Here is a 22,433-nt window from a genome sequence, read left to right as displayed (position 1 = left end):
CTTTTACCGCGCGCGGTTTCGGCTCAACCGATACCTTTGGAAGGCGCGCTTCGGCGGCGCCATCGAGAACACGGCCTCATAGAGACGGGCAAGCAGACCCTTGCGGTCGCCGCCGCTGCTCAGCGCCTGCCAGGTCAGCACCTCGCCGACATGCGCCGTGATCGTGCTGCCGGACAGCCGGCGGAACTCTCCGATCAGCAGCGACAGGCGCAGCGTCATCGACACCCGGCTTGCCAGATGAAACAGCCGCCCGTTCTGGCCTTCGAAATAGATCGGCAGCACGCTGGCATGCGTCGCCTGGATGAGTTTTGCCGGAAACATCTTCCACGGTAGATCCTCGGCGCGGCCGAAGCCCCTCTTGGCGGTTGCAACGCCGCCTGCGGGAAAGACGATGATGGTGGTGCCTTCCCCGAGCAGCCGCACCGCCTCATGCCGGCTCTTCATGTTCATCGCCATCGCTGCCTTGGTCGCCGCAAAGGAGATCGGCAGCGAATAGGGCGCCATCTCCGGCATCTTCAGAAGGTCGTTATGGATCAGCACCTTGAAGGGACGGCCGAGCTGTTCGGCAAGCGCCAGCACGGCGATGCCGTCGCCGATGCCGAAGGGGTGGTTGGCGACGATGACGATGGGCTCGGCGGGAACGGGTTCGAGCGGCCAACTGCCTTTGACGTCGACCGACACGTCGATAAGACCGAGCGTCCTGGCGAACACGCGGTCGCTCTTGCCGATGATGTCGCTGCGCCATATGTCGTAGAGCCTGACATAGCGGTCGCGGCCCGAAAGCCCTTCGATCGAGCGGATCAGCCAGCGCTTCAGGCGTGGATCGCGATCATTGGCATAGGATAATTCTTTGAAGCGCACTCCGGCCTCGGGATGACCCGCTCCCCGTTCGTGGCGACAATATTGCAGTTACATATCAGATTTCCGACAGCGCCGGGTTCGGCGCTGTCGGATACCGGCCATTTGTTCAGGCCGCCTTGGCTTTTTTTGCTTCGGCCTTGCGACGAATGTCGGGCGGTGTCGCTTCGAGGGTAAGGCTCTCGACGGCGGCGTCGAGCCCCATCGAAACCTGGTCCTGGCTGCCGAGGCGGCGGATATTGACCGTGCGCTCCTCGGCTTCCTTCCTGCCGCAGACGATTATGACAGGAACCTTGGTGACCGAATGCTCGCGGATCTTGTAGTTGATCTTCTCGTTGCGGAAGTCGGTCTCGACGTTGAGGCCGGCCTCGCGCAGCGCCTCGGCCACCTCAAGCCCGTAGGCGTCGGCTTCCGAGGTGATCGTTGCGACCACCACCTGCAGCGGCGATACCCAGAGCGGCATATGGCCGGCGAAGTTCTCGATCAGGATGCCGAGGAAACGCTCCATCGAGCCGCAGATGGCGCGGTGGATCATCACCGGCTGCGTCTTTTCCGAGTTGCTGTCGATATAGAAGGCGCCGAAGCGTTCCGGCAGGTTGAAGTCGACCTGCGTCGTCCCGCACTGCCATTCGCGGCCGATCGCATCCTTCAGCGTATATTCGAACTTCGGACCGTAGAAGGCGCCCTCGCCCGGCACGATGCCGGTCTTGATATTGTTGGACTGCTGCTGGATCGTCTCCAGCACGCCCATCATCACGCTTTCGGCGCGGTCCCAGAGCTCGTCCGAACCGACGCGCTTGTCCGGCCGGGTCGAGAGCTTGATGGTGACTTCGTCGAAGCCGAAATCCTTGTAGACCGAAAGGATCAGCTCGTTGATCTTCAGGCATTCGGCGGCCATCTGCTCGTCGGTGCAGAAGATATGCGCGTCGTCCTGCGTGAAGCCGCGCACGCGCATCAGCCCGTGCAGCGCGCCCGACGGCTCATAGCGGTGGACATTGCCGAATTCGGCCAGCCGGATCGGCAGCTCGCGGTAGGATTTCAGCCCGTGCTTGAAGATCTGGATATGGCCCGGGCAGTTCATCGGCTTCAGCGCGAAGACGCGGTCGTCATCGGTGTCGTCGCCGGCAACCGTCACCTTGAACATGTTGTCGCGATACCAGCCCCAGTGACCGGAGGTTTCCCACAGCGACTTGTCGAGCACCTGCGGCGCATTGACTTCCTGATAGTCGTCGGCAAGCCGGCGGCGCATATAGGCAACCAGCGTCTGGAATACGCGCCAGCCCTTGCCGTGCCAGAAGACGACACCAGGACCTTCTTCCTGGAAGTGGAAGAGATCCATCTCGCGGCCGAGGCGGCGGTGATCGCGCTTTTCGGCTTCGGCAAGCATATGCAGGTAGTTGTCGAGTTCCGACTGCTCGGCGAAGGCCGTGCCGTAGATGCGGCTCAGCATCGGATTGTTGCTGTCGCCGCGCCAATAGGCGCCAGCCACCTTCAAGAGCTTGAAGGCGCTGCCGATGTGGCCGGTCGAGGCCATGTGCGGACCGCGGCACAAGTCGAACCAATCGCCCTGGTAATAGATCTTGAGATCCTGCCCTTCCGGGATCGCATCGACGAGTTCGACCTTGTACTGCTCGCCCTTGTCGGCGAAGACCTGTTTCGCCTTCTCGCGCGACCAGACCTGCTTGGTGAAGGCGGCGTTGCGGGCGATGATCTCCTTCATCTTCTTTTCGATTTTCGGCAGATCGTCGAGTGTGAAGGGCTCGTTCTTGGCGAAGTCGTAATAGAAGCCGTTTTCGATGACCGGGCCGATCGTCACCTGGGTGCCGGGCCAGAGCTCCTGCACTGCTTCGGCCATGACATGCGCCGCGTCATGGCGGATGAGTTCCAGCGCGCGGTCGTCATTGCGGGTGATGATCTCGATCCTGCCGGTCGTCACGGGATCGGAAAGGTCGCGCACGGTACCGTCGATCGCAACGGCGACCGCCTTCTTGGCAAGCGACTTGGAAATGGATTCGGCCACATCCCGGCCGGTTGCGCCGGCATCATAGCCGCGCACGGAACCATCGGGAAATGTCAGGGAAATAGCTTGGGACATCGAAATTCTCCTTGTCCAGTCCCGCCAACGAATGCGGGTGGTTGACACGAACGCGCCTCCGCGGAGCTGAATGCGCAGCCGCCTGATAGCCAGATTTGCTGTCTGAGTAAAGAAAAAGCGGGGTTATATAATCATTTCAGTCAGCCCGCGCACGGTGTTCCAGTTGCGCATCGTACCGACGCCGAGCCGCTTGGTCGTCAGCGCCGAAAGCAGCTTGGATTGGCTTGGCTTGCCGGCGAAATCGATCCAGAGATCGCCGCCGACGACGGCGATGCGCTGTCCCTCCGTCATCAGCGGTTTCAGTGCCTCCACCTTCTTGGGATCGACCGGCAGACGCATCACCCGGACGATGACCTGGTCGCCATTGCCGTCCTTGAAGGGATTGGTGCTGCAAAGCGCCATCCAGGTGCAGTCGCTGCGCACGATGATATCGACATGTTTGCCGAACTTTTCTTCAAAACCCTCTTCCAGCTGGGTCTCGACTTCGTGCGGCCGCATCTCGTCGGCCTCGAAGACAAGATTGCCTGTGGAAACCAGCGTGCGCGGCTCGCGATAACCGAGTTCTTTGGCAAGTGCGCGCAAATCCTGCATGATGACGCGGCGGTCGGGCGTCAGCACAATGCTGTGCAGAAGGGCGATGAAGGTGCTCATGGCTGCCAGAACTCCTCCGCTCCACCGGGCAAGGTCCTCAGCACTCTGTCGAATGCGGCGGCGTCGACATGTTTGCGAACGGCCATCGCCACGTCTCGGATGACGGTGTCGGGGGCAAAATTATGGTCACCGCGCAGTGACTGCACCTCCCGCGTCATCGCCACACGATCCACGAAAGACCGTTTGGCCTCGTCGGGATTCCAGTCGGCGACAAAGATCGCGCGCAGCACAGGCGGCAGCACATCGGCAAACCGGAGCGCGTCTGCGACATCGAGGCGGCGGCGGAACGTCTGAAAGACCCCTTGGGTCATCGTGTAGACCACGTTTCGGCTGTCGATCAGCGTATCGGCTCTCACATCATCGAGATAACCGTCGAAGTCCTCCGATGCACGCCTGTATTCGCCGGGCATCGTCATGGCCGTCAGCCTCTCTTGCGTCCGAGGGCGAGATAACGCCAAGGGGTCCACCAGCGGAAGCCGTCACCGAGCATCTCCGGCACCTGGTCGAGGCCGCTGGTGCCGCCCGGGCCGCAGCGGCCGACGCGAAACAGCGTCATCCAGCCGCCGGCCCAAAGGCCGTGGCGGGCGATCGACTCGTAGCCATATTCCGAGCAGGTCGGGATATGGCGGCAGGAATTGCCGACAAAGCCGGAAAGCGTCAGCTGGTAGAGGCGGATCAGCCCCATGCCGAGCAGGCGGTCGGGCGTCTTGGGGAACGGACCGGTATAGTTGCGGGACGTGCGTGCGGCCTTTTCGCGCGGTTTTACTGGTCCGGCGGCGCCACCGTCGTCCTCATCATCAGCCTGCCGAACACATAACTCGCACATGTCAGTTACGCCTCGACAATTTCCGCCCGTTTCGCCTCGATCTGGCCGATCGCATCGACGACGGCATCGAAGGTCAGCATCGTCGAGGCATGGCGGGCCTTGTAGTCCCGCACCGGCAACAGGTAGCGCATGTCTTCGAACCGTCCATGAGGCCCCGCCCCGTCCGCCTTCAACATGGCGAGCATGTCCTGGCGGGCCTGACGCAGTTCGTCCGACGTGGCGCCCACGACGTGGCGCGCCATGATCGAGGACGAGGCCTGGCCGAGCGCGCAGGCCTTCACGTCATGAGCAAAACCAGTCACGGTGTCGCCATCCATCTTCAGCCAGATCCGCACCTTCGAGCCGCAGAGCTTGGAATGGGCCTGGGCACTCGCATCGGCATCATCAAGCATACCGGTCAACGGAATATTGCCGGCGAATTCGAGGATTTTGCTGTTGTAGATATCGTCCATGCTGGATTTCCGCTCCAAAATCATTGCGGATCGGCCTCTGTGGGGGCGTTATTGTCGTCAAAACAAAAAACACACCGTGTCGTGTGAGGATACTTACATACGATGGCCGTCTTCCTATATGTATGTCGTTCGAAGGCCATGAAAATGCAATGGCCTGGTGTAAGTTTGATTGGGAAACCGTGCCGGACGGGTGAACTTGCCCTGAAAGCCCCGGAGCCTGCCAAAGGTGCATGAATTCCCGCATGGGATTGACCAGTGGCGATTCCGACAGATGGGTCCGCGGTGCGGACCAGGAGACCATTGTTCATGGACGCCATCGTAAAGAATTTTCCGCAGACGAACCGCGACTCGGATCGCCCCTCCCAGCAGGAGGCGGAGGAAGCCGTTCGCGTTCTGCTGCGCTGGGCCGGTGACGACCCGACACGTGAAGGCCTGCTCGAAACGCCGGCCCGCGTCGTCAAATCGTACCGCGAGCTTTTTTCCGGTTACGATATGGCGGCGGAAGACGTGCTAGGCCGCACCTTCGAGGAGGTCGCCGGTTACGACGACATGGTCCTCGTCAAGGATATTCCGTTCTACTCGCATTGCGAACACCACATGGTTCCGATCATCGGCAAGGCCCACGTCGCCTACATGCCGGACGGGCGTGTGCTCGGCCTGTCGAAGATTGCCCGTGTCGTCGAGATTTATGGCCGCCGCCTGCAGACCCAGGAAACGATGACCGCGCAGATCGCCCGGGCCATCGACGATACGCTTAATCCGCGCGGTGTCGCGGTGTTGATCGAGGCCGAACATATGTGCATGGCGATGCGCGGCGTCCAGAAGCAGGGCTCGACCACGTTGACGACGACGTTTACGGGAACGTTCAAGACCGAGCCGGCCGATCAGGCCCGTTTCATGACCATGGTGCGGAGCCGCTGATACCGGCTCCCTCAGGAGGGCCGCGATGAGTCAACTGATCTTCAATCAACCATCCGAGGACAAGTCCGCGTTGGAAGACGCCGGCGATTTCACGCCGCGTTTCGACGACCGCGGCCTGATCACCGCGATCGTCACCGACGCCGGTGACGGCGAACTGCTGATGGTGGCCCACATGAATGCCCAGGCGCTGGCGCTGACCATCCAGACCGGCACGGCGCACTATTTCAGCCGTTCGCGCGGCAAGCTCTGGAAGAAGGGCGAAACCTCGGGCAATCTCCAGACGGTGAAGGAAATCCGCACCGATTGCGATCAGGACGCCATCTGGCTGAAGGTCGAGGTCGCCGGCCACGACGCCACCTGTCACACCGGCCGCCGCTCCTGCTTCTACCGGACGATCACGCTGCGGGACGGAAAGCCGATGCTGGATATCGTTGACGACGAGCTTCATTTCGATCCGCAGGACGTCTACGGGAAATAGCCCCGAATTCTCCGACATTTGCTCCTTATTGCGCCAGAAACCGCTTCTATATACCATTTGGAAACTGATCGGGCACACTATCGAAAATCAAGTGTTCTGCTGGGAGGGGAGAGCGCCATGCTGAGCTGGAGTCTGCATCGTCAAAGCTCTGAAGGCGAGGGTTCCGGTTCCGGCATGTCGACCACGCTCGAGATGCTCCCGCCTCCCGCGCCTCAAAAGAAAATCAAGATCGCGCTGGCACTCGGCGGCGGCGCTGCCCGCGGCTGGGCCCATATCGGCGTGCTGCGCGCCCTCGACGAGGCAAAGGTCGAGATCGGCATGATTGCCGGCACCTCGATCGGCGCGCTGGTCGGCGGCTGCTATCTCGCCGGCAAGCTCGATGAACTCGAAAGTTTCGCGCGCTCGCTGACGATGCGCCGGATCGCAAGTCTCCTCGATCTTACGATTGGCGGCAGCGGCCTGTTCGGGGGCATGCGGCTGACCAAGCGCATGCAGGAACATCTCGAAGGCCTGAACGTCGAGGATCTCGACCGGCCGTTCGTCGCGGTCGCGGCCGAGGTCAATACCGGCCACGAGGTCTGGATCGCCAATGGTTCGCTGATTACGGCGCTGCGCGCCTCCTATGCCCTGCCCGGCATTTTCGAGCCGGTGCGCAGCAATCACCGCACGCTGGTCGACGGCGCGCTGGTCAATCCCGTCCCCGTCTCCGTCTGCCGCGCCTACGAGCAGCCGCTCGTGGTTGCCGTCAATCTCAATTACGATCTCTACGGCCGCTCGGCCGTCGTCCGGCACAATGCCAGCCTGTCGGCCCAGGAAGTGCAGAAACAGGAAGAGGCGCCCTATGCGCGCCTCGGCATGACCGGCGTCATGGTGCAGGCCTTCAACATCATCCAGGACAGGATCGCCCGCGCCCGCCTTGCCGGCGACCCGCCGGACATTTCGCTGCAGCCGCGTCTCAGCTATATCGGCCTTTCCGAATTCCACCGGGCCGGCGAGGCGATCGAACGCGGCTACGAGGAAGCCAAGGCCCGGCTCCCCGAGATCAAACGCATGCAGGAAGTCTACGCCACCCACCCCTGATGCAGGTCGTCCAAAAGCCCGCAGCGGTTTGGCGGCAACGACATCGATCAAGCACGGCCGGCGAAACCTCAGCCAGCGATATAGGCCTTGATTTCCTCGGCCTCACGCTCGACTTCGGCAATGCGCGATTTCACCACGTCGCCGATCGAAATGATGCCGGCAAGCTTGCCATTGCTTTCCACCGGCACGTGACGGAAGCGGCGGCTGGTCATCAGCTCCATCAGCTCGTTGACGGTCGTCTCCTCATGGCAGCGGTAGACCTTCGCTGTCATGACCTGGGCCAGCGGCTGGTCGAGGCCTTCCTTGCCGTGTTTGGCGATCGCATGTACGAGATCGCGCTCGGTGAACATCCCCGAAATCCGATTCTCCATGCCGACGACGACGATGGCGCCGATCTTCTTCTTACTGAGGATGGCGGCCGCCTCGGCGACGGTGGTGCTCGGCGCGGCAGTGATGACGTCCCTGCCCTTCAGGTCGAGGATTGCTTTAACTGAACTGGTCATTCGAACCTCCTATGTCCGTGAAACACTTGTCACAGGCATCCGCGGCGGTTTCTCCCCCCAGCGCGGATAGGTCAATCGTGCACTGCCCGGCTCAGGATTGCAACATATCCTTCTCCGTTCCGTCAGGCTCCATCACCGGCGGGCGCGGCGCCCGGTCGAACAGCGAAAACAGCAAGAAGCCGAAGACGAAACCGCCGATATGCGCGTCCCAGGCAATCGCCTGGTCGCTGTCGCCGACGAGCGGGATGCCGACCGCAATCAGCGCGTTGCCGACCAGCCAGAGCAGCATGAAGATGATGACGGTACGGCTCTTCAGCGCCTCGACGATAGAAAGCCGGGGATTGAAATGCGCCGGCGCCATCGGCCGACGTTCGGCCGGAAAGGCGAATCGGCAGGCGGCGCCCATCAGCCCGGAGATGACGCCCGACGCGCCGATCAGCAGCGACACGTCCCCCCAGTTCAGGACCGCGTGCAGGGCGGCGGATGCGACGGCGGAAAAAACCCAGAAGAGCACGAAACGCAGCGTCCCGATGCGGCGCACGACCGGCGCGCCGAAGGCCATCAGCCAGAAGGCGTTAAAGAGGATATGCTGGACGCTGCCGTGCAGCAGCGAATAGGTGACGGGCGTCCAGAACAGCTCCGGCCCCTGCTGCGACAGCGGAATCACATAGCGGGCGGGAACGAAGCCGAAGGTGAAGAACAGCCAGTTCAGCGCGTCGTCGGACAGCAGGAGCTCCTGCACCGCATAGATGACACCAAGCAGGCAAAGACTGAAGAACAGCGCCGGTGGAAGGTTGAAGACCGGTTCGCGCGGCCGTGCCGGCGGCTGGACCTCGGGAGGTTCGGGCGCCTTATGCGGCTCGGCCGACTGCTCATTCATCTGTCTTTTGCCTCGTTGAGGCCACAGCCATACAGGAGCGACTGTCAAAAAAAAAGCCGTCCGAAGTGCCGGACGGCGTGACCCGGAGTTCCAGGATAAAACCTCGGCCCGGGCAGGTTGTGCTGAACTTCGAAAGTCGAAGCGATGGCAGGACAGTGTCACGACGGGCATCGCATCTCAACCGAAACCATCTCTTAACCTTAACCGCCGCGATTTGGCATGAAACCCGCAAGGTAGAGCCTGTACGGGCAATGACTGCCTGAAAATGCTCCGGAATGAGACAGGTTGGTGTGAAATGCGGCTACAAACGACCATCGAGATTTTTGACTACTGGAACCGTATCCGCGGCGCTGCCGATGCGCCGTTGAAATCACAGGTCGACCCCTCCGCCGTCCCCCATCTTCTTCAAAGTCTCTTTATTCTGGAGACGCGCGAGGGCGGAGATATCTGCTTCCGGCTCGCCGGCACCCGCATTTGTGATCTCTTTGGGCGTGACCTGCGCGGCGAACGTTTTTCGTCTCTCTGGGCAAATGGTCAGTTCGCGGACATCGAACGCACGGCGATGGGCGTCATGGATCATGCCATGCCCGCCCTGTTCAACGCCACCGGCTACAGCACCGTTGGTCATCAGGCCTCCTTCGAGATTATCATGATGCCGCTGCGTTCGCCGGACGGCGCCTGCGACCGGCTGCTTGGCGCGATCGCGCCAGCAGCGGCCGCGAGCTGGCTGGAGATCGTACCGCTCGAATTCCTGGCGCTCGACCGCAGCCGCCTGCTGCCCGAAAAATTCGACAAGCCAGCACCGGCCGAACCGCGCCCCATCAACAGGATCGTCGCTGGAAAAAGCATCCATTTCGGGCAGGTCATGCGCCGCATGGTGTCGCAGCTGCTGAGCGTGGAGGCTCGCTGACGGTCCTATTTTAGGACATCGGGCATACTCGTTTTCCGCTATATGGGGACCGGGCAAAACAACCTTCTGTTAATGGATTGTGGGTAAAGATCGGTCTCTGCGATTTTCATGAAGAAGCCCTTTGATGCACTCGTTCCAGCCAGCTCAGACGCAACGACCTGCGCCGCGCCCTGAACAGGGCGTTTTCCAGCGCGTGCCCATCAATATGCAGGGCCGGCTGATGCTTGCGAACTACGAGGAATTCGAATGCATGGTCATCGACATGTCGCCTGGCGATATGTACGTCACCTGCCCCGGCCGGCCGCGCACCAACGAACGCGTCGTCGCCTATATCGACCATCTCGGCCGCGTCGAAGGTTATGTCCAGACGATCGATGGCCGTGGCTTCACCATGTCGATCAACGCCACCGACCGGAAGCGCGAGAAGCTCGCGGCCCAGCTCACCTGGCTTGCCAACAAGCATGAACTCGGCCTGCCCGAGGATCGCCGCCACGACCGTCTGACGCCACGCGACACGAAGACCGAGCTGACGCTCGAGGACGGCACGCGTTATTCCTGCCGCATCATGGACCTTTCGCTATCGGGCGCCGCCGTCGACGTCGAGATGCGCCCGTCGATCGGAACGGCCGTGCGCCTCGGCAACATGCGTGGTCGCGTCGTGCGCCATTTCGTCGAAGGCGTGGCGATCGAATTCCTGTCGATCCAGTCCCGCGAGACGCTGCGCGAATTCCTTTAACAGCTGCGGAAAATGGCGCTGCCTTGCCGGGGATTCCGTGGCGGGGCGCAATTCTCGACGAACTTCCATCGAACGCGGTTGCCGGGTCCGGCGTGCGCCCGGTCAGGTCGTGTTGAAAAGCCGGCACTTCACGGCAAGAGCTTTGCAAGCGGCAACGAATTTGGCTTTGGAAAGCAAGCGCGAAATCCTGTCGTAAGTCGTTCCACCCAGTCGGTAGATAATATTATGAGTGGAACAAGCTGCGACACCGATCGGCACCAATGAGGTTGCCCAGCTTGTGCAGTGATTTTGCGTCCGGGAATGCCTCGCCCTCGCCCGTCATCCATTCGTCACGGATATGACGGATAAGGCCCGCCTCGATCGCAGGTGCGCGCATGTCAGCTCTTTATCCCGAAATCGAACCCTATGATCATGGTCTGCTCGATACGGGCGACGGCAATCTGATCTATTGGGAGGCCTGCGGCAATCCGGCGGGCCGCCCGGCGCTGGTGCTGCATGGCGGCCCTGGTTCCGCTTGTTCGACCGCGGCGCGGCGCTATTTCGATCCCAACGCCTACCGAATCATTCTGTTCGATCAGCGCAATTGCGGCCGCAGCCTGCCGAGTGCTGCCGATCCTAAGACCGATCTCTCCCTCAACACCACCTGGCATTTCGTTGCCGATATCGAACGACTGCGGGCCTGTCTCGGCATCGACACCTGGCTACTTTTCGGCAATTCCTGGGGTTCGACGCTGGCGCTCGCCTATGCCGAAACCCATCCGGAGCAAGTTGCTGCGATCGTCATCGCAGGCGTGACCACGACAAGGCGCTCGGAAATCGACTGGCTCTATCGCGACATGGCGCCGCTCTTTCCGGAAGAATGGCACCGTTTCCGTGAGGCGGTTCCTCCTGGCCGCCAGCAACAAGGCGAGGACATGGTTGCCACCTATCATCGTCTCCTCAATGATCCGGATCCGGAAACGCGCTTCAAGGCGGCGCGTGACTGGCATGATTGGGAGGCGGCCTCGATCCTGCTCGCCGATCCCCAAGGCCGGCCGCGCCGCTGGGCCGATCCGGCCTATATGCTGACGCGCGCCCGCATCATCACCCACTACTTCATCAATGGTGCATGGCTGGAGGACGGCCAACTTTTGAAGAATGCAGCACGGCTCACCGGCATCCCCGGTATCCTGCTGCAGGGACGGTTCGACATCGAGGCGCCGCTCGTCACGGCTTGGGAACTCGCCCGCGCCTGGCCGCAAAGCGAGCTCAGCATCCTTCCGCATGCTGCACATTCCAACGCAAATCCGGATATGAGCGCGGCGATTGTGACCGCCACCGATCGATTTCGCGATTTTCCTCAAAAATAATTTTCCCGCCCACATCGGCGATCTGAGCGATAGACTGCTTTCGAACCGACCGAATCGGTCAATACCGGCGGCATCGATGGCCGGCCGCACGTCGCGGCAGACTGCCGGCCGGCCACCGAAATTTATCCGGCTCAACGAAAATCCTTAACATGACGACGGCAGCGCAACCTTTTTGCGGGCGAAAGCCTTGTTGTGTGGATTACAATTTTAATCGACTTCGAGACAAATCCGCATCGAATTTTAGGCGTATTCGAATCTGTTTTTAGCCAAGTTTTATCGGCATTTGAATCAACTAAGCCCTTAATTCTATTGCCTAATTTTGCGTGGGATAAAAACGTCTGTGCCATTGTCACCTCAACTTACGGGGAGACGGCAATGACAACTGCGAATATCCTGAAAGGCGGCCTTCTGGCCGGTGCCATCATGATGGCAATGGCGGGTTCGGGACAGGCGATGCCCGCCAGCATGGCCCTGGCAGGCAATGCCAGCCCGCCGATCGGACACTACGAATTCTGCAAGGCGAATCCGACGGAATGTGTCGAAGTCGGAGGCGATGCCGGACCGGCCATCCTCACCGAGGATCGCTGGAAGGAAATTCTCAAAGTCAACTACACCGTCAATTCGACGATCCAGCCGATGACGGATGAGCAGATCTACGGTGTCGAGGAGCGCTGGGCCTATCCGCGCACCGTCGGCGACTGCGAGGATTATGCCCTGCTGAAGCGCAAGATGCTGATCGATGACGGTTTCTCGCCGTCCGACACACTGATCACCGTCGTGCTGCAGCCGAATGGGGAAGGCCATGCCGTGCTGACGGTTCGAACCGATCATGGCGACTTCATCCTCGACAATATGCGCAACAAGGTGCTGCTGTGGTCGGATACCGAATACACCTATCTAAAGCGCCAGTCCGCCGACGATCCGGCCCGCTGGTCGAAGCTTCAGGACGGCCGCGCTGTCGCGGTCGGTAGCGTCAAGTAAGCACAGCCTGCCGGCCATTGCCGGTTGCAGCTGCGGCCCGGTCAGTCCCCGCATCCCGTCCCCGACCGGCGCCCAAGAGCCGTTCCCGCTGTCCCGGGAACGGCTCGCCCCTTTTCAAGCCTTACCCATCAACATCTTAGCGAATTGTTAACCTTGCCGGTCCGATCATGGCGATGAGATTCATCATCGGCACCGGCGGCTCATGTTCTTCCTGCGGCGGACCGAAACCCGAAGAACCGCCATGAGCCATGCCGCGCACAGCGCACCCGACGAGCAGCCGCTTCTTTCCATGGGGTTTCTCCTCCGCGCGATGGCGGTGATTGCCGTTTTGGCGGTCCTGACTGTTGCCATCAGCATCGGCGGCCGCTGGTTCGGCCGGCATATCTCGCTCGCCGGCAACACCGACAGCACGGCTGAAATCAAGCTGGCCATCGGCCGCGACACCGTGAAATTCCCCGAGAATGCCATCCGCTTCCCGAGTCAAAGGCATGAAGGCGCCGCCGAGCGCGTCGATCTCTACCTCGCCTGGCCGGAAATGCAGGGTTACGGCCAGGAAAACCACCTTCGATTCGACGATATCACCCAATCCTCCGGGCTGATCTTCCTGCAGATCACCCAGAGCACCATGTCGCGCGACATGTCCGGGCGGCTGGAGCCGATCTATTCGCATCTGCTCGAAGGACCTGCGGAGCCCTTCCGCGACGGGCTGACGCTGCACCGTCTTCGCGCCGATGCGGGTTACGGCGACGAGGTGCTGCTGACGGCGCCCGTCAAGGGCGGGCCGGATTACGTCGTGCGCTGCATATTGCCGTCAGCCCCGGATAAGGCGGCGGGCGGAGACTGTCAGCGCGATATCAAGGTCGGTCGGGATCTCAGCGTTCTCTACCGCTTCTCAAGCAGCCATCTCGACGATTGGGAACATATTGATGCCGCTATCCGCACCTTTGTAGACGCGCGTCTTGTGAACCGTTCTGCAACAAGTCCCTAAAATGCTCCACGAACGGCGAAATAAACGATTCATCATAAACGGATTGGTAACGCCCAACCGGTAATTTTAGAAGACGAGCTGTGCGGCGGGAGGTGTGCGGTTCCTGCCAAAATCTGAAGTGCCAAATATCTGAAATGCAAGCGAAGAGTGGAATAGTGTCAAGGTCAGTCTCCTCCGTATCATCGTCCCGATCCGGCAGTTTTTTCGCAAGGCTGCTGGCGATCCTTTCGGTGGCCGTCACGATCGTCATGGTCGATTCGGTGAATGCCGACGCGGAAGCGGCAAATCCGAAATATGCAGGCATCGTCGTCGACGCCAAGACCGGCAACGTTCTCTACAGTGAGAACGCCGACCGGCTGCAGTACCCCGCCTCCCTGACCAAGATGATGACCCTCTACATGACCTTCGAGGCATTGGAGCAGGGTCGCATCCGCCTCGATACGCCGGTTCCCTTCTCCGCCCATGCGGCAGCCCAGGCGCCGACCAAGCTCGGCGTGCGCGCCGGCGGTACGATCACCGTCGAACAAGGCATTCTCGGTCTCGTCACTCTGTCGGCCAATGATGCCGCAACCGCGCTCGGCGAAATGCTCGGCGGCGGCAGCGAGGATCGCTTCGCCCAGCTGATGACCGCCAAGGCGCATGCGCTCGGTATGACGCGCACCACCTATCGCAATGCGAACGGCCTGCCGAATACGGCGCAGATGACGACGGCGCGCGACCAGGCCCGCCTCGGCATCGCCCTTCGCCAGCATTTTCCGCAATATTACGGCTATTTCTCCACCCGCGCCTTCAAGTTCGGCAGCCGCACGATCCGTAGCCACAACCGCTTGGTCGGTTCGGTGCGTGGCGTCGACGGCATCAAGACCGGTTACACGCGGGCGGCCGGCTTCAATCTGGTAAGCTCGGTGCAGGTGGACGGCAAGTCGATCGTCGGCGTCGTGATGGGTGGTGCCTCGACGCCTGCCCGCGATGCCCAGATGCGCAATCTGATCGCCACCTATCTGCCGAAGGCATCGAGCCGAGGCGGATCGTCGGCGCTGATCGCCCAGGCAGCCCCTGCCCCGGCGATGATCGTGACGCCGGCTCCGGTCCAGCCCCAGAAGGCTCAGCAAGTAGCGAAGACCATCACCGCAGCGCAGCCGCCCGTTTCGGCCGCCGCTGCCGATCTCAGCCTGCCGCACAAAGGCCCGCTGCCGGATGCGCGCTATCAGGTCGCCGAGACCGAGGTCGCATATGCCGAGACCGCTGCACCGAAATCCGACAATCCGCTGGTAGCCCAGCCGATACCGGCGCCGGCCAAGGTGAAGACCATGACCTTCAAGCAGCAGGCAGCGGCCGCCGCACCAAAGCCGACGCCCGCATCTGTGCCGTCAGAACAGGGCGATACGTCGGTCGATAACGTCACAACCGCCTCGACCACTCCCTCCCCGACTCGTGCTGCTTCAACCAGCAATGGCCCGGCAGGTTGGGTGGTGCAGGTCGGCGTCTCGCCGAGCCGGCAGATGGCCATGGAGCTTCTGGAGGGCGCCAAGAGCAAGGGCGGCAAGGCATTGGCCTCGGCAAAGCCTTTCGCGGTCGCCTATGCCGCTGGTGGTGACCAGCTTTACCGCGCCCGCTTCGGCGGCTTCGACGATCAGCGCGATGCCGTCAACGCCTGCAAGGCCTTGAAGAAGGCCGGCATCAAGTGCTGGGCGGCTGCCCAATGAGCTATTCGATGCTGCTTGCAAGATGGCCGGCGGCATCGGTGACGGCCGGAACCGGTGTTTGCGTTTCCGGCCACCGTTCTTGAACTCGATCAGTATTGCGTACGGGGAAAACAATGGCGATCAATGAGAATGTTCCGGGAATGCCTTCAGACCGCCGCATGGCGGCCAAGGGGCGCTCATCCCTGCATCCGTTGCACGAGGCGGCTATGCGCCTCGCCGAAATCGGCCTGCAGAGGCCGAAGGCGAAGTCTGCGAAGACCCGGGACCTTATCAATCTGCTGCTGTGCCATGGCGCCCGCGCCTGGCGCTATTCCCAGCCCGAAGCCCGCATCCATCTGCATGTGACCTCGCCGGACGGCAGCGCGCCGGTGCAGTTGCGCCTGCGCTGAACTGCAGAGCGCCGCGGGTCCGAAAGGACGCGCGGAAGACGTTCAATCCACGCATAAACCTTTCCGGAAATCGGCTCCGGTTTTCCGGGATTAGAGCAGACCAAGGTCCGTAAGTTCGCGTCGAAGATCAGCGGGCATTTCGGCAATGCCGGCGCCAAGGCTTGTCAGGTCGCGCGGCACGTCATCCTCAGTATAATAACGCCAGCCCTGGAACGGACGCTTCGGCTGCACGGCGGTCTCGATGACCTCCGGGCCGAGCATCAGGCGGCAGCGCGAAATCCCCTCGCCGTCGGTGAAGGTCTCGATGTCGAGCAGCTTCTGCCTCGCCTGCACCTGCCCCTTGATCACCCAGTAGAGCGAGCCGCCGTCAAGCAGCTCCTCCATCCGTTTCGGCGCCATGCGCGTCGTATGCACCGAATGCGGCTCGAGCCCGGCGGCGATGGCGCGCAGTGAGCGTTCCGCCACCCATTCGCGCAGATCGTCTATCGAGTCGGCGCCGACACAGAGTTTGATGAGATGCAATGCCATGCTGCCGTTGAAATCCTTTTGGCAGCGAGCGTCAAGCATCAAGCATCCACAAACTCAGCATTCGACGACGTTGACGGCGAGCCCCCCGGTCGAGGTTTCCTTATATTTCTCGCTCATGTCATGCCCGGTCTGGCGCATTGTTTCGATGCAGGCGTCGAGCGGCACGAAATGTTGGCCGTCGCCCTTGATGGCGAGCGAGGCTGCCGTGACGGCCTTGACGGCGCCGAGCGCGTTGCGCTCGATGCAGGGTACCTGCACCAGGCCCGCGATCGGATCGCAGGTCATGCCGAGATGATGTTCGAGCGCGATTTCGGCGGCGTTCTCGATCTGCTCCGGCGTTCCGCCCATGACCGCGGCAAGGCCCGCGGCAGCCATTGCCGCTGCCGAGCCGACCTCGCCCTGACAGCCGACCTCGGCGCCGGAGATCGAGGCATTGTGCTTGATGATGCCGCCGATGGCGGCAGCCGTCAGCAGATAGTCGCGGATGCCGTTCTGGTCCCAGTCCTCATGGAAATGCTCGTAGTAGCGGATCGTCGCCGGAATGACGCCGGCCGCGCCGTTGGTCGGCGCCGTGACGACGCGCCCGCCGGCTGCATTCTCCTCGTTGACTGCCATCGCATAGACGCTCAGCCAGTCGTTGGCGAGCAGCGGGTTGATGCGGTTGCTGCGCCATTCCTCTTCCAGCTTGTCGTGAATCCTGCGGGCGCGCCGCTTGACGTTGAGGCCGCCGGGCATGATGCCCTCGACCTTGAGGCCGCGCTCGATGCAGGAGCGCATCGCCTCCCAGATGCGGTCGAGCCCCTGATCGAGCTCCTCCTGGCTGCGCTGGCTCTCCTCATTCGCCCGCTTCATCTGCGCGATCGACAGCCCGGAGCGCGCCGCCATCTCGAGCATCTGCTTGGCGGTGGAGAAGGGATAGGGCACGCGCATCCCACCAGCCGCGTTTTTCTTCGCCCGCATCTGCTCCAGCTCGGTGTCAGTGACGACGAAGCCGCCGCCGACCGAATAATAGATGCGCTTGACGAGCAGCCGGCCGTCCCTGTCATAGGCGGAAAAGACCATGCCGTTGGCATGCCCCGGCAGCGGCTGTTTCTTGTCGAAGATCAGGTCGGTTTTCGGCTGGAACTGATAGCCGGGATGGCCCTCCGGCATGATGCGGCCGGTGCGCTCTACCGTGTCGACGATGCCGTCCATTTTGTCGGGATCGACGCTGTCGGGCGCCTCGCCCATCAGCCCGAGAATGACAGCCCTGCCCGTGCCGTGGCCGATACCGGTATGGGCGAGCGAGCCGTGCAGGCTGACCTTGATGGCTGTGACCTGTGCACCCGATGACGGGCGCGGCCATTCGTTCGACAGGATCAGCTCGAGAAACCGGTTGGCCGCCGACATCGGACCCATCGTGTGCGAGCTCGACGGCCCGACACCGATCTTGAAGACATCGAATACCGAGAGAAACATGGGTGCGCCTTCTGAATATGAGGATGCAAGCTTAAGCGAGGCCGGTTTCGAATCCGTGCGGCGCACCGACATCGCATGGAGCCGGTGCGACATTCGGACTGCAGACTAGAGCGCCGCGACTCCAATAGGACGCGCTAGCACTTTGAGCTTGCGCATAATCCTTTCCGAAAATCGAATCCGATTTTCGGAATAGCTTTATGCCGATATCGGCGTGGAACCCATTGGACAAAGAGTAGGAAAAGACTGGATCGCGATCTGAGCGTAAGCGCTGGGGTCATGAGGGCTATGCGGCGGAAGAAATGGTTGCCTTATCTTGACAGTCTGCACCGGCTCCCAATGTCTTCCGGACGTCGATGGAACAGGACTGACGGAGGCCGGCCTGGACAGCGCCCGGCAAGTTGAACTCCTTCGTTGATGCGGGCACCCCGGATGGAGGCCGGGCAAGGTTGAGCAACCTGTCCGTTCTTAGATTAGACGACACCTTGCAGATTGGGAGATTGGACATATGGCGCTCAAACGGATGGACAACATGGGAATCGTCGTCGAAGACCTCGGAGTGACGATTGATTTCTTTCGCGAACTCGGCCTCGAACTCGAAGGGCGGGCCACGATCGAAGGAGAATGGGCCGGACGCGTCACCGGACTGGGCGATCAGCATGTCGAGATTGCCATGATGCGCACACCTGATGGCCACAGCCGGCTCGAGCTCTCCCGCTTCCTCACGCCGCCTGCCGTCGAGGATCACCGCAACGCCCCGGTCAACGCCCTGGGCTACCTCCGCGTCATGTTCACCGTGGACGACATCAATGACACGCTTGAAAGGCTCCGCAAGCGCGGCGCGCAGCTCGTAGGCGACGTAGTGGACTATCAAGACACGTATCGGCTCTGCTACATTCGCGGGCCTGAAGGGCTTCTTATCGGACTCGCCCAAGAACTCAGCTGAGCGCTATGCGCGAAGCTTCTCGTTGCGATTATCCTGAATGACCGTGCCGTCGGCCCCATCGGGTTCGGGCGTCGTCGAGATTTGTCGTTGATCGGCCGTGGTTGAAGTTGCGCTGCTCTGCAGGCGCTTTTCGATCTGTTGCAGATTGAGGATCGCGCGGTCCATTTGATCAGCCGGAGTTTCGCGCGAAACCATACGCGAGCGATTATCCTGCCATATCAGGGCCAGCCGCCGCCGGCCGGGAACCTCGATCGTCTCGTGGATGAACCATGCCCCGACCGCCGCAACGAAAAGCGTCACCACGATGAGCGCCGGTTCTGGGATCAAGGCATCAAAAGTTAGACGCGCCAGGAACATTATGGGGACATGAAAAAGGTAAAGTGAGAAGCTGATCTTCCCTAGAAACCGTACTGGTGCAGCTGCCAGGACATGTGCGGCGATGGGCGGCTGTCGAGCGACGAGCCCGACAATGACGGCCGCGGCCACCGCACTTTGCAGGCTCCAAAATTCAGGGGAAAAGCCCGACAGGACATGCCTGTAAGTGAAGAACACCGCCAGAAGGAAAAGCGTTAAAATTCCTGTGAGGGCAGATGGAATCCATCCTTTCCAGTAGGAATGCATCATCCCGGCAATTGCGCCGAAAAGAAAGTAAGGAAGCTTGGAGACGAGCATTATTCCCGGGCCTGGCAATTCAACCAGCCCATCCACGACGACGACCACCGTGAGGCCGACAATCACGCCGCTATAGCGGTGCGGTTGGGCCAGGCAAAGCCACAGGACAGGAAAGAGCAGATAGAATTGGATCTCGGGTGGTATCGACCAGAAAACACCACTCGAGCCGAGAAGAAAGACATGACGCACGAAATCTGTGACGCCAACGATAGGCTGAACAAAATCCAGATTGTGCATGATCGACAGCACCGCCACGAAAACGACGGCCGCCAGGTAAACCGGATAGATGCGAGCAAAGCGGCTCACAAGAAAATCCAATACGTTTTCTCTCGTGAATGGCCGTGAGCCGTAGAGATGAGCCATCAGGAAGCCACTGAGAGCAAAAAACAAACCGACAGCTTCGTCGCCCAGCGTCACGAGATGCGGAGCTGTGATTGGAAAGATAAAGCCAATATGGGCTTCAACGACCAGAAGCGCAGCGACACCGCGCAGGCCATCGAGACTGGGAATGTAATCCGGCCGGCTCATGGGTCACTTTTGAATCAGGTTTTCAGTCATGAACAATTGGCTATCACAACTTTACAAGCGGTTAACACGGTAGCTCGTGTGCCGGTTGCCATGCAGGCCCGATTGACAAGACGGATTTCGGGGCTCCCTCCAGAAGATGCCGGTCGGCTATCCACAAAGCCTTGTCGTTTCCCGACGGCTCGATTATGCCGAAAGCCCGCGTTAAGCCGCCGAACTGGGCCATGCGGCATAATCCGACTTGCGGCATAGTGGCCGCGTTCATGCGGAGACGGAATTACTGATGACGATGGCGGATTATATCGCTCTGGCCTTCTTTGCCTTTGTCTGGATGGGCTATTCCTGGCTGCTGCACGGCCGCACCTTCTTCGGGCGCACCAGCCTGACCCATGCGATGACCGAACGGCGCCGGGAATGGATTTACAATTCGCTGCGCCGCGACCTGAAGATGATCGACACGCAGATCATGGCCGGCCTGCAGAACGGCACCGCCTTCTTCGCTTCGACTTCGATCTTCGCGATCGGCAGCTGCTTTGCTTTGCTCGGCGCGACGGAGAAGGTCGACGCCGTCTTCGCCGACCTGCCCTTCGTTTTCCATGGCGGCCATGCCGTCTTCGAGATGAAGGTCGGCGGCCTGGCAGCGCTTTTCGGCTATGCCTTCTTCAAATTCGGCTGGTCCTACCGGCTGTTCAACTACTGCACCATCCTCTTCGGCTCGATCCCGATGATGCGTGACACCGAGCGCGACATCATCGCCGCTGAGCGGGCGGCCGAACGCGTCATCCGCATGAATGTCATTGCCGGCAGCAATTTCAACGAGGGCCTCAGGGCGATCTTCCTGTCGATCGGCTATCTCGGCTGGTTCATCAATCCCTATGTCTTCATGCTGACGACGGCGATCGTCATCTTCGTGCTTGCACGGCGGCAGTTCTTCTCGGAGGCGCGGCTGGCGATCATGGATGCTAGCCCGCCATCAAATCTCCACCTTTCTGCTATTCGCCGCGATAGGCCGTCGAGCGACGGAAATGATTTGTCCGAGGGACTTTGATGACATTGCCGGCAAGGGAAGCCGATGCGGCGGCAAAACCGCCGCGCATCGGTCTATTGGATACGGCGCGCGGCGTCGCGCTGATTGCCATGGCGAGCTACCATTTCAGCTGGGACATGGAGTTCATGGGCTATCTCGCGCCAGGCACGGCCGAGAGCGGCTGGCTGAAGATCTATGCCCGGGCGATCGCCACGACCTTTCTCTTCATCGTCGGCATCAGCCTGGTGCTGTCGAGCAAGCCTGAGATTCGCTGGCCCTCCTTCTGGAAGCGCTTCGGCATGATCGCCGCGGCAGCCGCGCTCACCTCGATCGCCACGCGCATCGCGATGCCGAACGAGTGGATCTATTTCGGCATCCTGCATTGCATCGCGGTGCTCACGCTCATCGGCGTCGTTTTCTCGAGACTGCCGCTCGCCTTCACGCTCGTCGCCACGCTCGCGCTCTTTGCCGCCTGGATCACCGATAATTTCGGGCCACCCGGCCTGCTTCGCTCAGCCTTCTTCGATCCCCGATATCTCGCCTGGATCGGCCTTGCGGTGACGCCGGAACGGTCCAACGATTACGTGCCGCTGTTTCCCTGGGCAACGCCCTTCTTCGCTGGATTGAGTATCGCCTCGATCGCCATCAGAACCAGGCTGCTGCACCGGCTTGCCGCCATCGGCACCGGCTCCTGGTGGCCGGCAAGGCTCGGCCGCCACAGCCTTGCCTTCTATCTTATCCACCAGCCGGTGTTGATCGGCATCGCCTATGGGATTTCCCTTGTCATCCCGCCGCAAGCCCCGGATCCGATCGCAACTTACCTAAGGCAATGCAACGCCTCTTGCGTCATGCACCAAGGCGAAGCGCTCTGCCACAGCTTCTGCCAGTGCACGCTGGGGAAATTGCAGGCGCAGGCCCTGTTTACGCCGCTGCAGGCGGGCGCGATCGATATACAGAACGACGAGCGGGTTCAGACGATCGCCGCCGAATGCAGCGCCGAGGCGCAATAAACGCCAGCAATCGCTCTGCGGTGCTTTTCAGGTGTTGACGCCGATTTCGGCGAGGCGGCCGAGGCAAGTCTCTTCAATAGAGTCGAGTTCCGCCAGCGTGTCGTCGATATCCTTGCGCTTCTGGCGCAGGTCGTCGCGCTTCTCGTCGACGCGCTTCATCAGGAGTTTCAGCTGGCCGAGTTCGCCCGGCGGCTCCTTGTAGACCTGGATGATCTCGCGGATCTCCGCGATGGTGAAGCCGATGCGCCGGCCGCGCAGTATTTCCCCGATCAGCCGCCGGTCGGCTTGCCGGAAAAGACGCGTGCGCCCGCGCCGCTCCGGGTGGATCAATCCCTCGTCCTCGTAGAAGCGGAGCGTGCGCGTCGAGACCCCGAATTCCCGCGTCAGCTCCGTTATGCTATAAAACTTGTTCACCGGCATGTGTTCCCCGTCGTGCGACAGACGATAATATTGACTTTTACGTAATA

Annotated in this window: 25 protein-coding genes; 13 read left to right on the top strand and 12 right to left on the bottom strand. The window is 61.2% G+C overall.

Annotated elements, in window-relative coordinates; genetic code table 11:
* Positions 1-3: 3 nt before the first annotated feature.
* The 6 genes from G9X64_RS27680 to G9X64_RS27655 all read right to left on the bottom strand — a co-directional run bounded on the left by G9X64_RS27680 (position 4) and on the right by G9X64_RS27655 (position 4,882).
* Positions 4-861 (bottom strand): lysophospholipid acyltransferase family protein, encoded by an 858-nt coding sequence (locus tag G9X64_RS27680; protein ID WP_171377763.1) that lies wholly within the window; start codon positions 859-861, stop codon positions 4-6.
* 106 nt (positions 862-967) lie between these two features.
* Entirely contained in the window at positions 968-2,953 is a 1,986-nt protein-coding gene (thrS, locus tag G9X64_RS27675; RefSeq protein ID WP_171377762.1) for a threonine--tRNA ligase, read from the bottom strand.
* A 123-nt stretch (positions 2,954-3,076) separates the two neighbouring features.
* Positions 3,077-3,604 carry a DUF1697 domain-containing protein gene (locus G9X64_RS27670; protein ID WP_168311345.1) on the bottom strand — a complete coding sequence of 176 codons (528 nt, stop codon included), beginning with the start codon at positions 3,602-3,604 and terminating at the stop codon, positions 3,077-3,079.
* Complete coding sequence (locus G9X64_RS27665) at positions 3,601-4,029, bottom strand: DUF2267 domain-containing protein (protein WP_205920234.1); 429 nt, start codon at positions 4,027-4,029, stop codon at positions 3,601-3,603. The genes G9X64_RS27670 and G9X64_RS27665 overlap by 4 nt, the downstream gene beginning before the upstream one ends.
* Complete coding sequence (gene yidD / locus G9X64_RS27660) at positions 4,026-4,430, bottom strand: membrane protein insertion efficiency factor YidD (RefSeq protein ID WP_168311347.1); 405 nt, start codon at positions 4,428-4,430, stop codon at positions 4,026-4,028. Before yidD ends, G9X64_RS27665 begins: the two co-directional genes overlap by 4 nt.
* 5 nt (positions 4,431-4,435) lie before the next feature.
* Positions 4,436-4,882 carry an iron-sulfur cluster assembly scaffold protein gene (locus tag G9X64_RS27655; protein WP_171377761.1) on the bottom strand — a complete coding sequence of 149 codons (447 nt, stop codon included), beginning with the start codon at positions 4,880-4,882 and terminating at the stop codon, positions 4,436-4,438.
* Between the two features lie 306 nt (positions 4,883-5,188).
* On the opposite strand from G9X64_RS27655, the gene folE reads away from it, so the two are divergent.
* The 3 genes from folE to G9X64_RS27640 all read left to right on the top strand — a co-directional run bounded on the left by folE (position 5,189) and on the right by G9X64_RS27640 (position 7,361).
* Positions 5,189-5,803: a GTP cyclohydrolase I FolE gene (gene folE, locus G9X64_RS27650; RefSeq protein WP_017960561.1), complete on the top strand. Its 615-nt coding sequence runs from the start codon at positions 5,189-5,191 to the stop codon at positions 5,801-5,803.
* A 25-nt stretch (positions 5,804-5,828) separates the two neighbouring features.
* Positions 5,829-6,281 carry a phosphoribosyl-AMP cyclohydrolase gene (hisI, locus tag G9X64_RS27645; protein ID WP_017964406.1) on the top strand — a complete coding sequence of 151 codons (453 nt, stop codon included), beginning with the start codon at positions 5,829-5,831 and terminating at the stop codon, positions 6,279-6,281.
* 117 nt (positions 6,282-6,398) lie between these two features.
* Entirely contained in the window at positions 6,399-7,361 is a 963-nt protein-coding gene (locus G9X64_RS27640; RefSeq protein WP_168311349.1) for a patatin-like phospholipase family protein, read from the top strand.
* Positions 7,362-7,429: 68 nt separating this feature from the next.
* Here the strand turns inward: G9X64_RS27640 and G9X64_RS27635 are convergent, their stop codons facing one another.
* A complete protein-coding gene (locus G9X64_RS27635; RefSeq protein ID WP_003539882.1) occupies positions 7,430-7,864 on the bottom strand; it encodes a CBS domain-containing protein in 435 nt (144 codons plus the stop codon).
* A gap of 91 nt (positions 7,865-7,955) precedes the next feature.
* Positions 7,956-8,744, bottom strand: a complete 789-nt coding sequence (locus G9X64_RS27630) for a rhomboid family intramembrane serine protease (protein WP_168311351.1) — start codon at positions 8,742-8,744, stop codon at positions 7,956-7,958.
* Positions 8,745-9,009: 265 nt separating this feature from the next.
* Here G9X64_RS27630 and G9X64_RS27625 point away from each other — a divergent pair, with 265 nt between their 5' ends.
* From G9X64_RS27625 to G9X64_RS27595, 7 genes are all read left to right on the top strand, one after another.
* On the top strand, positions 9,010-9,654 hold the full coding sequence (locus tag G9X64_RS27625; protein ID WP_168311352.1) for a PAS domain-containing protein: 645 nt from the start codon (positions 9,010-9,012) through the stop codon (positions 9,652-9,654).
* A 124-nt stretch (positions 9,655-9,778) separates the two neighbouring features.
* Positions 9,779-10,390, top strand: coding sequence for a PilZ domain-containing protein (locus G9X64_RS27620; protein ID WP_168311353.1), 612 nt, complete (start codon positions 9,779-9,781; stop codon positions 10,388-10,390).
* A 374-nt stretch (positions 10,391-10,764) separates the two neighbouring features.
* Positions 10,765-11,739 carry a prolyl aminopeptidase gene (gene pip / locus G9X64_RS27615; protein ID WP_171377760.1) on the top strand — a complete coding sequence of 325 codons (975 nt, stop codon included), beginning with the start codon at positions 10,765-10,767 and terminating at the stop codon, positions 11,737-11,739.
* A gap of 375 nt (positions 11,740-12,114) precedes the next feature.
* Positions 12,115-12,720: a transglutaminase-like cysteine peptidase gene (locus G9X64_RS27610; protein ID WP_011652094.1), complete on the top strand. Its 606-nt coding sequence runs from the start codon at positions 12,115-12,117 to the stop codon at positions 12,718-12,720.
* 202 nt (positions 12,721-12,922) lie between these two features.
* Entirely contained in the window at positions 12,923-13,708 is a 786-nt protein-coding gene (locus G9X64_RS27605) for a hypothetical protein (RefSeq protein ID WP_168311355.1), read from the top strand.
* Between the two features lie 134 nt (positions 13,709-13,842).
* Positions 13,843-15,414 carry a serine hydrolase gene (locus G9X64_RS27600; RefSeq protein WP_168311356.1) on the top strand — a complete coding sequence of 524 codons (1,572 nt, stop codon included), beginning with the start codon at positions 13,843-13,845 and terminating at the stop codon, positions 15,412-15,414.
* Positions 15,415-15,527: 113 nt separating this feature from the next.
* Positions 15,528-15,803: a hypothetical protein gene (locus G9X64_RS27595; RefSeq protein WP_168311357.1), complete on the top strand. Its 276-nt coding sequence runs from the start codon at positions 15,528-15,530 to the stop codon at positions 15,801-15,803.
* Positions 15,804-15,893: 90 nt separating this feature from the next.
* On the opposite strand, the gene G9X64_RS27590 is transcribed toward G9X64_RS27595, so the two are convergent.
* Entirely contained in the window at positions 15,894-16,331 is a 438-nt protein-coding gene (locus G9X64_RS27590) for a DUF1489 family protein (protein ID WP_003559632.1), read from the bottom strand.
* A 54-nt stretch (positions 16,332-16,385) separates the two neighbouring features.
* Positions 16,386-17,789: an L-serine ammonia-lyase gene (locus G9X64_RS27585; protein ID WP_171377759.1), complete on the bottom strand. Its 1,404-nt coding sequence runs from the start codon at positions 17,787-17,789 to the stop codon at positions 16,386-16,388.
* A 505-nt stretch (positions 17,790-18,294) separates the two neighbouring features.
* Here G9X64_RS27585 and G9X64_RS27580 point away from each other — a divergent pair.
* Positions 18,295-18,732 carry a VOC family protein gene (locus G9X64_RS27580; protein WP_168311358.1) on the top strand — a complete coding sequence of 146 codons (438 nt, stop codon included), beginning with the start codon at positions 18,295-18,297 and terminating at the stop codon, positions 18,730-18,732.
* 3 nt (positions 18,733-18,735) lie between these two features.
* On the opposite strand, the gene G9X64_RS27575 is transcribed toward G9X64_RS27580, so the two are convergent.
* Complete coding sequence (locus G9X64_RS27575) at positions 18,736-19,932, bottom strand: acyltransferase family protein (RefSeq protein ID WP_168311359.1); 1,197 nt, start codon at positions 19,930-19,932, stop codon at positions 18,736-18,738.
* A gap of 280 nt (positions 19,933-20,212) precedes the next feature.
* Here G9X64_RS27575 and G9X64_RS27570 point away from each other — a divergent pair, with 280 nt between their 5' ends.
* Both G9X64_RS27570 and G9X64_RS27565 read left to right on the top strand, forming a co-directional pair.
* A complete protein-coding gene (locus G9X64_RS27570) occupies positions 20,213-20,977 on the top strand; it encodes a DUF599 domain-containing protein (protein WP_168311360.1) in 765 nt (254 codons plus the stop codon).
* A complete protein-coding gene (locus G9X64_RS27565; protein WP_171377758.1) occupies positions 20,977-21,966 on the top strand; it encodes a heparan-alpha-glucosaminide N-acetyltransferase in 990 nt (329 codons plus the stop codon). Before G9X64_RS27570 ends, G9X64_RS27565 begins: the two co-directional genes overlap by 1 nt.
* Positions 21,967-21,993: 27 nt before the next feature.
* Here G9X64_RS27565 and G9X64_RS27560 read toward each other — a convergent pair whose 3' ends face one another.
* Positions 21,994-22,386, bottom strand: coding sequence for a MerR family transcriptional regulator (locus tag G9X64_RS27560; RefSeq protein WP_168311362.1), 393 nt, complete (start codon positions 22,384-22,386; stop codon positions 21,994-21,996).
* Between the last annotated feature and the right edge of the window lie 47 nt (positions 22,387-22,433).

Origin of the sequence: Rhizobium sophorae (assembly GCF_013087515.1) — a bacterium.
GTDB classification, from domain to species: Bacteria; Pseudomonadota; Alphaproteobacteria; order Rhizobiales; family Rhizobiaceae; genus Rhizobium; species Rhizobium sophorae.
Note: the sequence above shows the minus strand (reverse complement) of the source record. Positions and strands in the feature narration are given on the sequence as shown.

Bases quoted from the DNA above. Each gene is read 5' to 3' on its own strand.
- G9X64_RS27580 (WP_168311358.1), top strand. From the start codon at position 18,295: ATGGCGCTCAAACGGATGGACAACATGGGAATCGTCGTCGAAGACCTC.
- G9X64_RS27590 (WP_003559632.1), bottom strand. From the start codon at position 16,331: ATGGCATTGCATCTCATCAAACTCTGTGTCGGCGCCGACTCGATAGAC.
- G9X64_RS27595 (WP_168311357.1), top strand. From the start codon at position 15,528: ATGGCGATCAATGAGAATGTTCCGGGAATGCCTTCAGACCGCCGCATG.
- thrS (WP_171377762.1), bottom strand. From the start codon at position 2,953: ATGTCCCAAGCTATTTCCCTGACATTTCCCGATGGTTCCGTGCGCGGC.
- folE (WP_017960561.1), top strand. From the start codon at position 5,189: ATGGACGCCATCGTAAAGAATTTTCCGCAGACGAACCGCGACTCGGAT.
- G9X64_RS27635 (WP_003539882.1), bottom strand. From the start codon at position 7,864: ATGACCAGTTCAGTTAAAGCAATCCTCGACCTGAAGGGCAGGGACGTC.
- G9X64_RS27620 (WP_168311353.1), top strand. From the start codon at position 9,779: ATGCACTCGTTCCAGCCAGCTCAGACGCAACGACCTGCGCCGCGCCCT.
- G9X64_RS27605 (WP_168311355.1), top strand. From the start codon at position 12,923: ATGTTCTTCCTGCGGCGGACCGAAACCCGAAGAACCGCCATGAGCCAT.
- G9X64_RS27560 (WP_168311362.1), bottom strand. From the start codon at position 22,386: ATGCCGGTGAACAAGTTTTATAGCATAACGGAGCTGACGCGGGAATTC.
- G9X64_RS27610 (WP_011652094.1), top strand. From the start codon at position 12,115: ATGACAACTGCGAATATCCTGAAAGGCGGCCTTCTGGCCGGTGCCATC.
- G9X64_RS27570 (WP_168311360.1), top strand. From the start codon at position 20,213: ATGACGATGGCGGATTATATCGCTCTGGCCTTCTTTGCCTTTGTCTGG.
- G9X64_RS27640 (WP_168311349.1), top strand. From the start codon at position 6,399: ATGCTGAGCTGGAGTCTGCATCGTCAAAGCTCTGAAGGCGAGGGTTCC.
- G9X64_RS27655 (WP_171377761.1), bottom strand. From the start codon at position 4,882: ATGGACGATATCTACAACAGCAAAATCCTCGAATTCGCCGGCAATATT.
- G9X64_RS27670 (WP_168311345.1), bottom strand. From the start codon at position 3,604: ATGAGCACCTTCATCGCCCTTCTGCACAGCATTGTGCTGACGCCCGAC.
- yidD (WP_168311347.1), bottom strand. From the start codon at position 4,430: ATGTGCGAGTTATGTGTTCGGCAGGCTGATGATGAGGACGACGGTGGC.
- hisI (WP_017964406.1), top strand. From the start codon at position 5,829: ATGAGTCAACTGATCTTCAATCAACCATCCGAGGACAAGTCCGCGTTG.
- G9X64_RS27600 (WP_168311356.1), top strand. From the start codon at position 13,843: ATGCAAGCGAAGAGTGGAATAGTGTCAAGGTCAGTCTCCTCCGTATCA.
- G9X64_RS27565 (WP_171377758.1), top strand. From the start codon at position 20,977: ATGACATTGCCGGCAAGGGAAGCCGATGCGGCGGCAAAACCGCCGCGC.
- pip (WP_171377760.1), top strand. From the start codon at position 10,765: ATGTCAGCTCTTTATCCCGAAATCGAACCCTATGATCATGGTCTGCTC.
- G9X64_RS27575 (WP_168311359.1), bottom strand. From the start codon at position 19,932: ATGAGCCGGCCGGATTACATTCCCAGTCTCGATGGCCTGCGCGGTGTC.
- G9X64_RS27625 (WP_168311352.1), top strand. From the start codon at position 9,010: ATGCTCCGGAATGAGACAGGTTGGTGTGAAATGCGGCTACAAACGACC.
- G9X64_RS27630 (WP_168311351.1), bottom strand. From the start codon at position 8,744: ATGAATGAGCAGTCGGCCGAGCCGCATAAGGCGCCCGAACCTCCCGAG.
- G9X64_RS27585 (WP_171377759.1), bottom strand. From the start codon at position 17,789: ATGTTTCTCTCGGTATTCGATGTCTTCAAGATCGGTGTCGGGCCGTCG.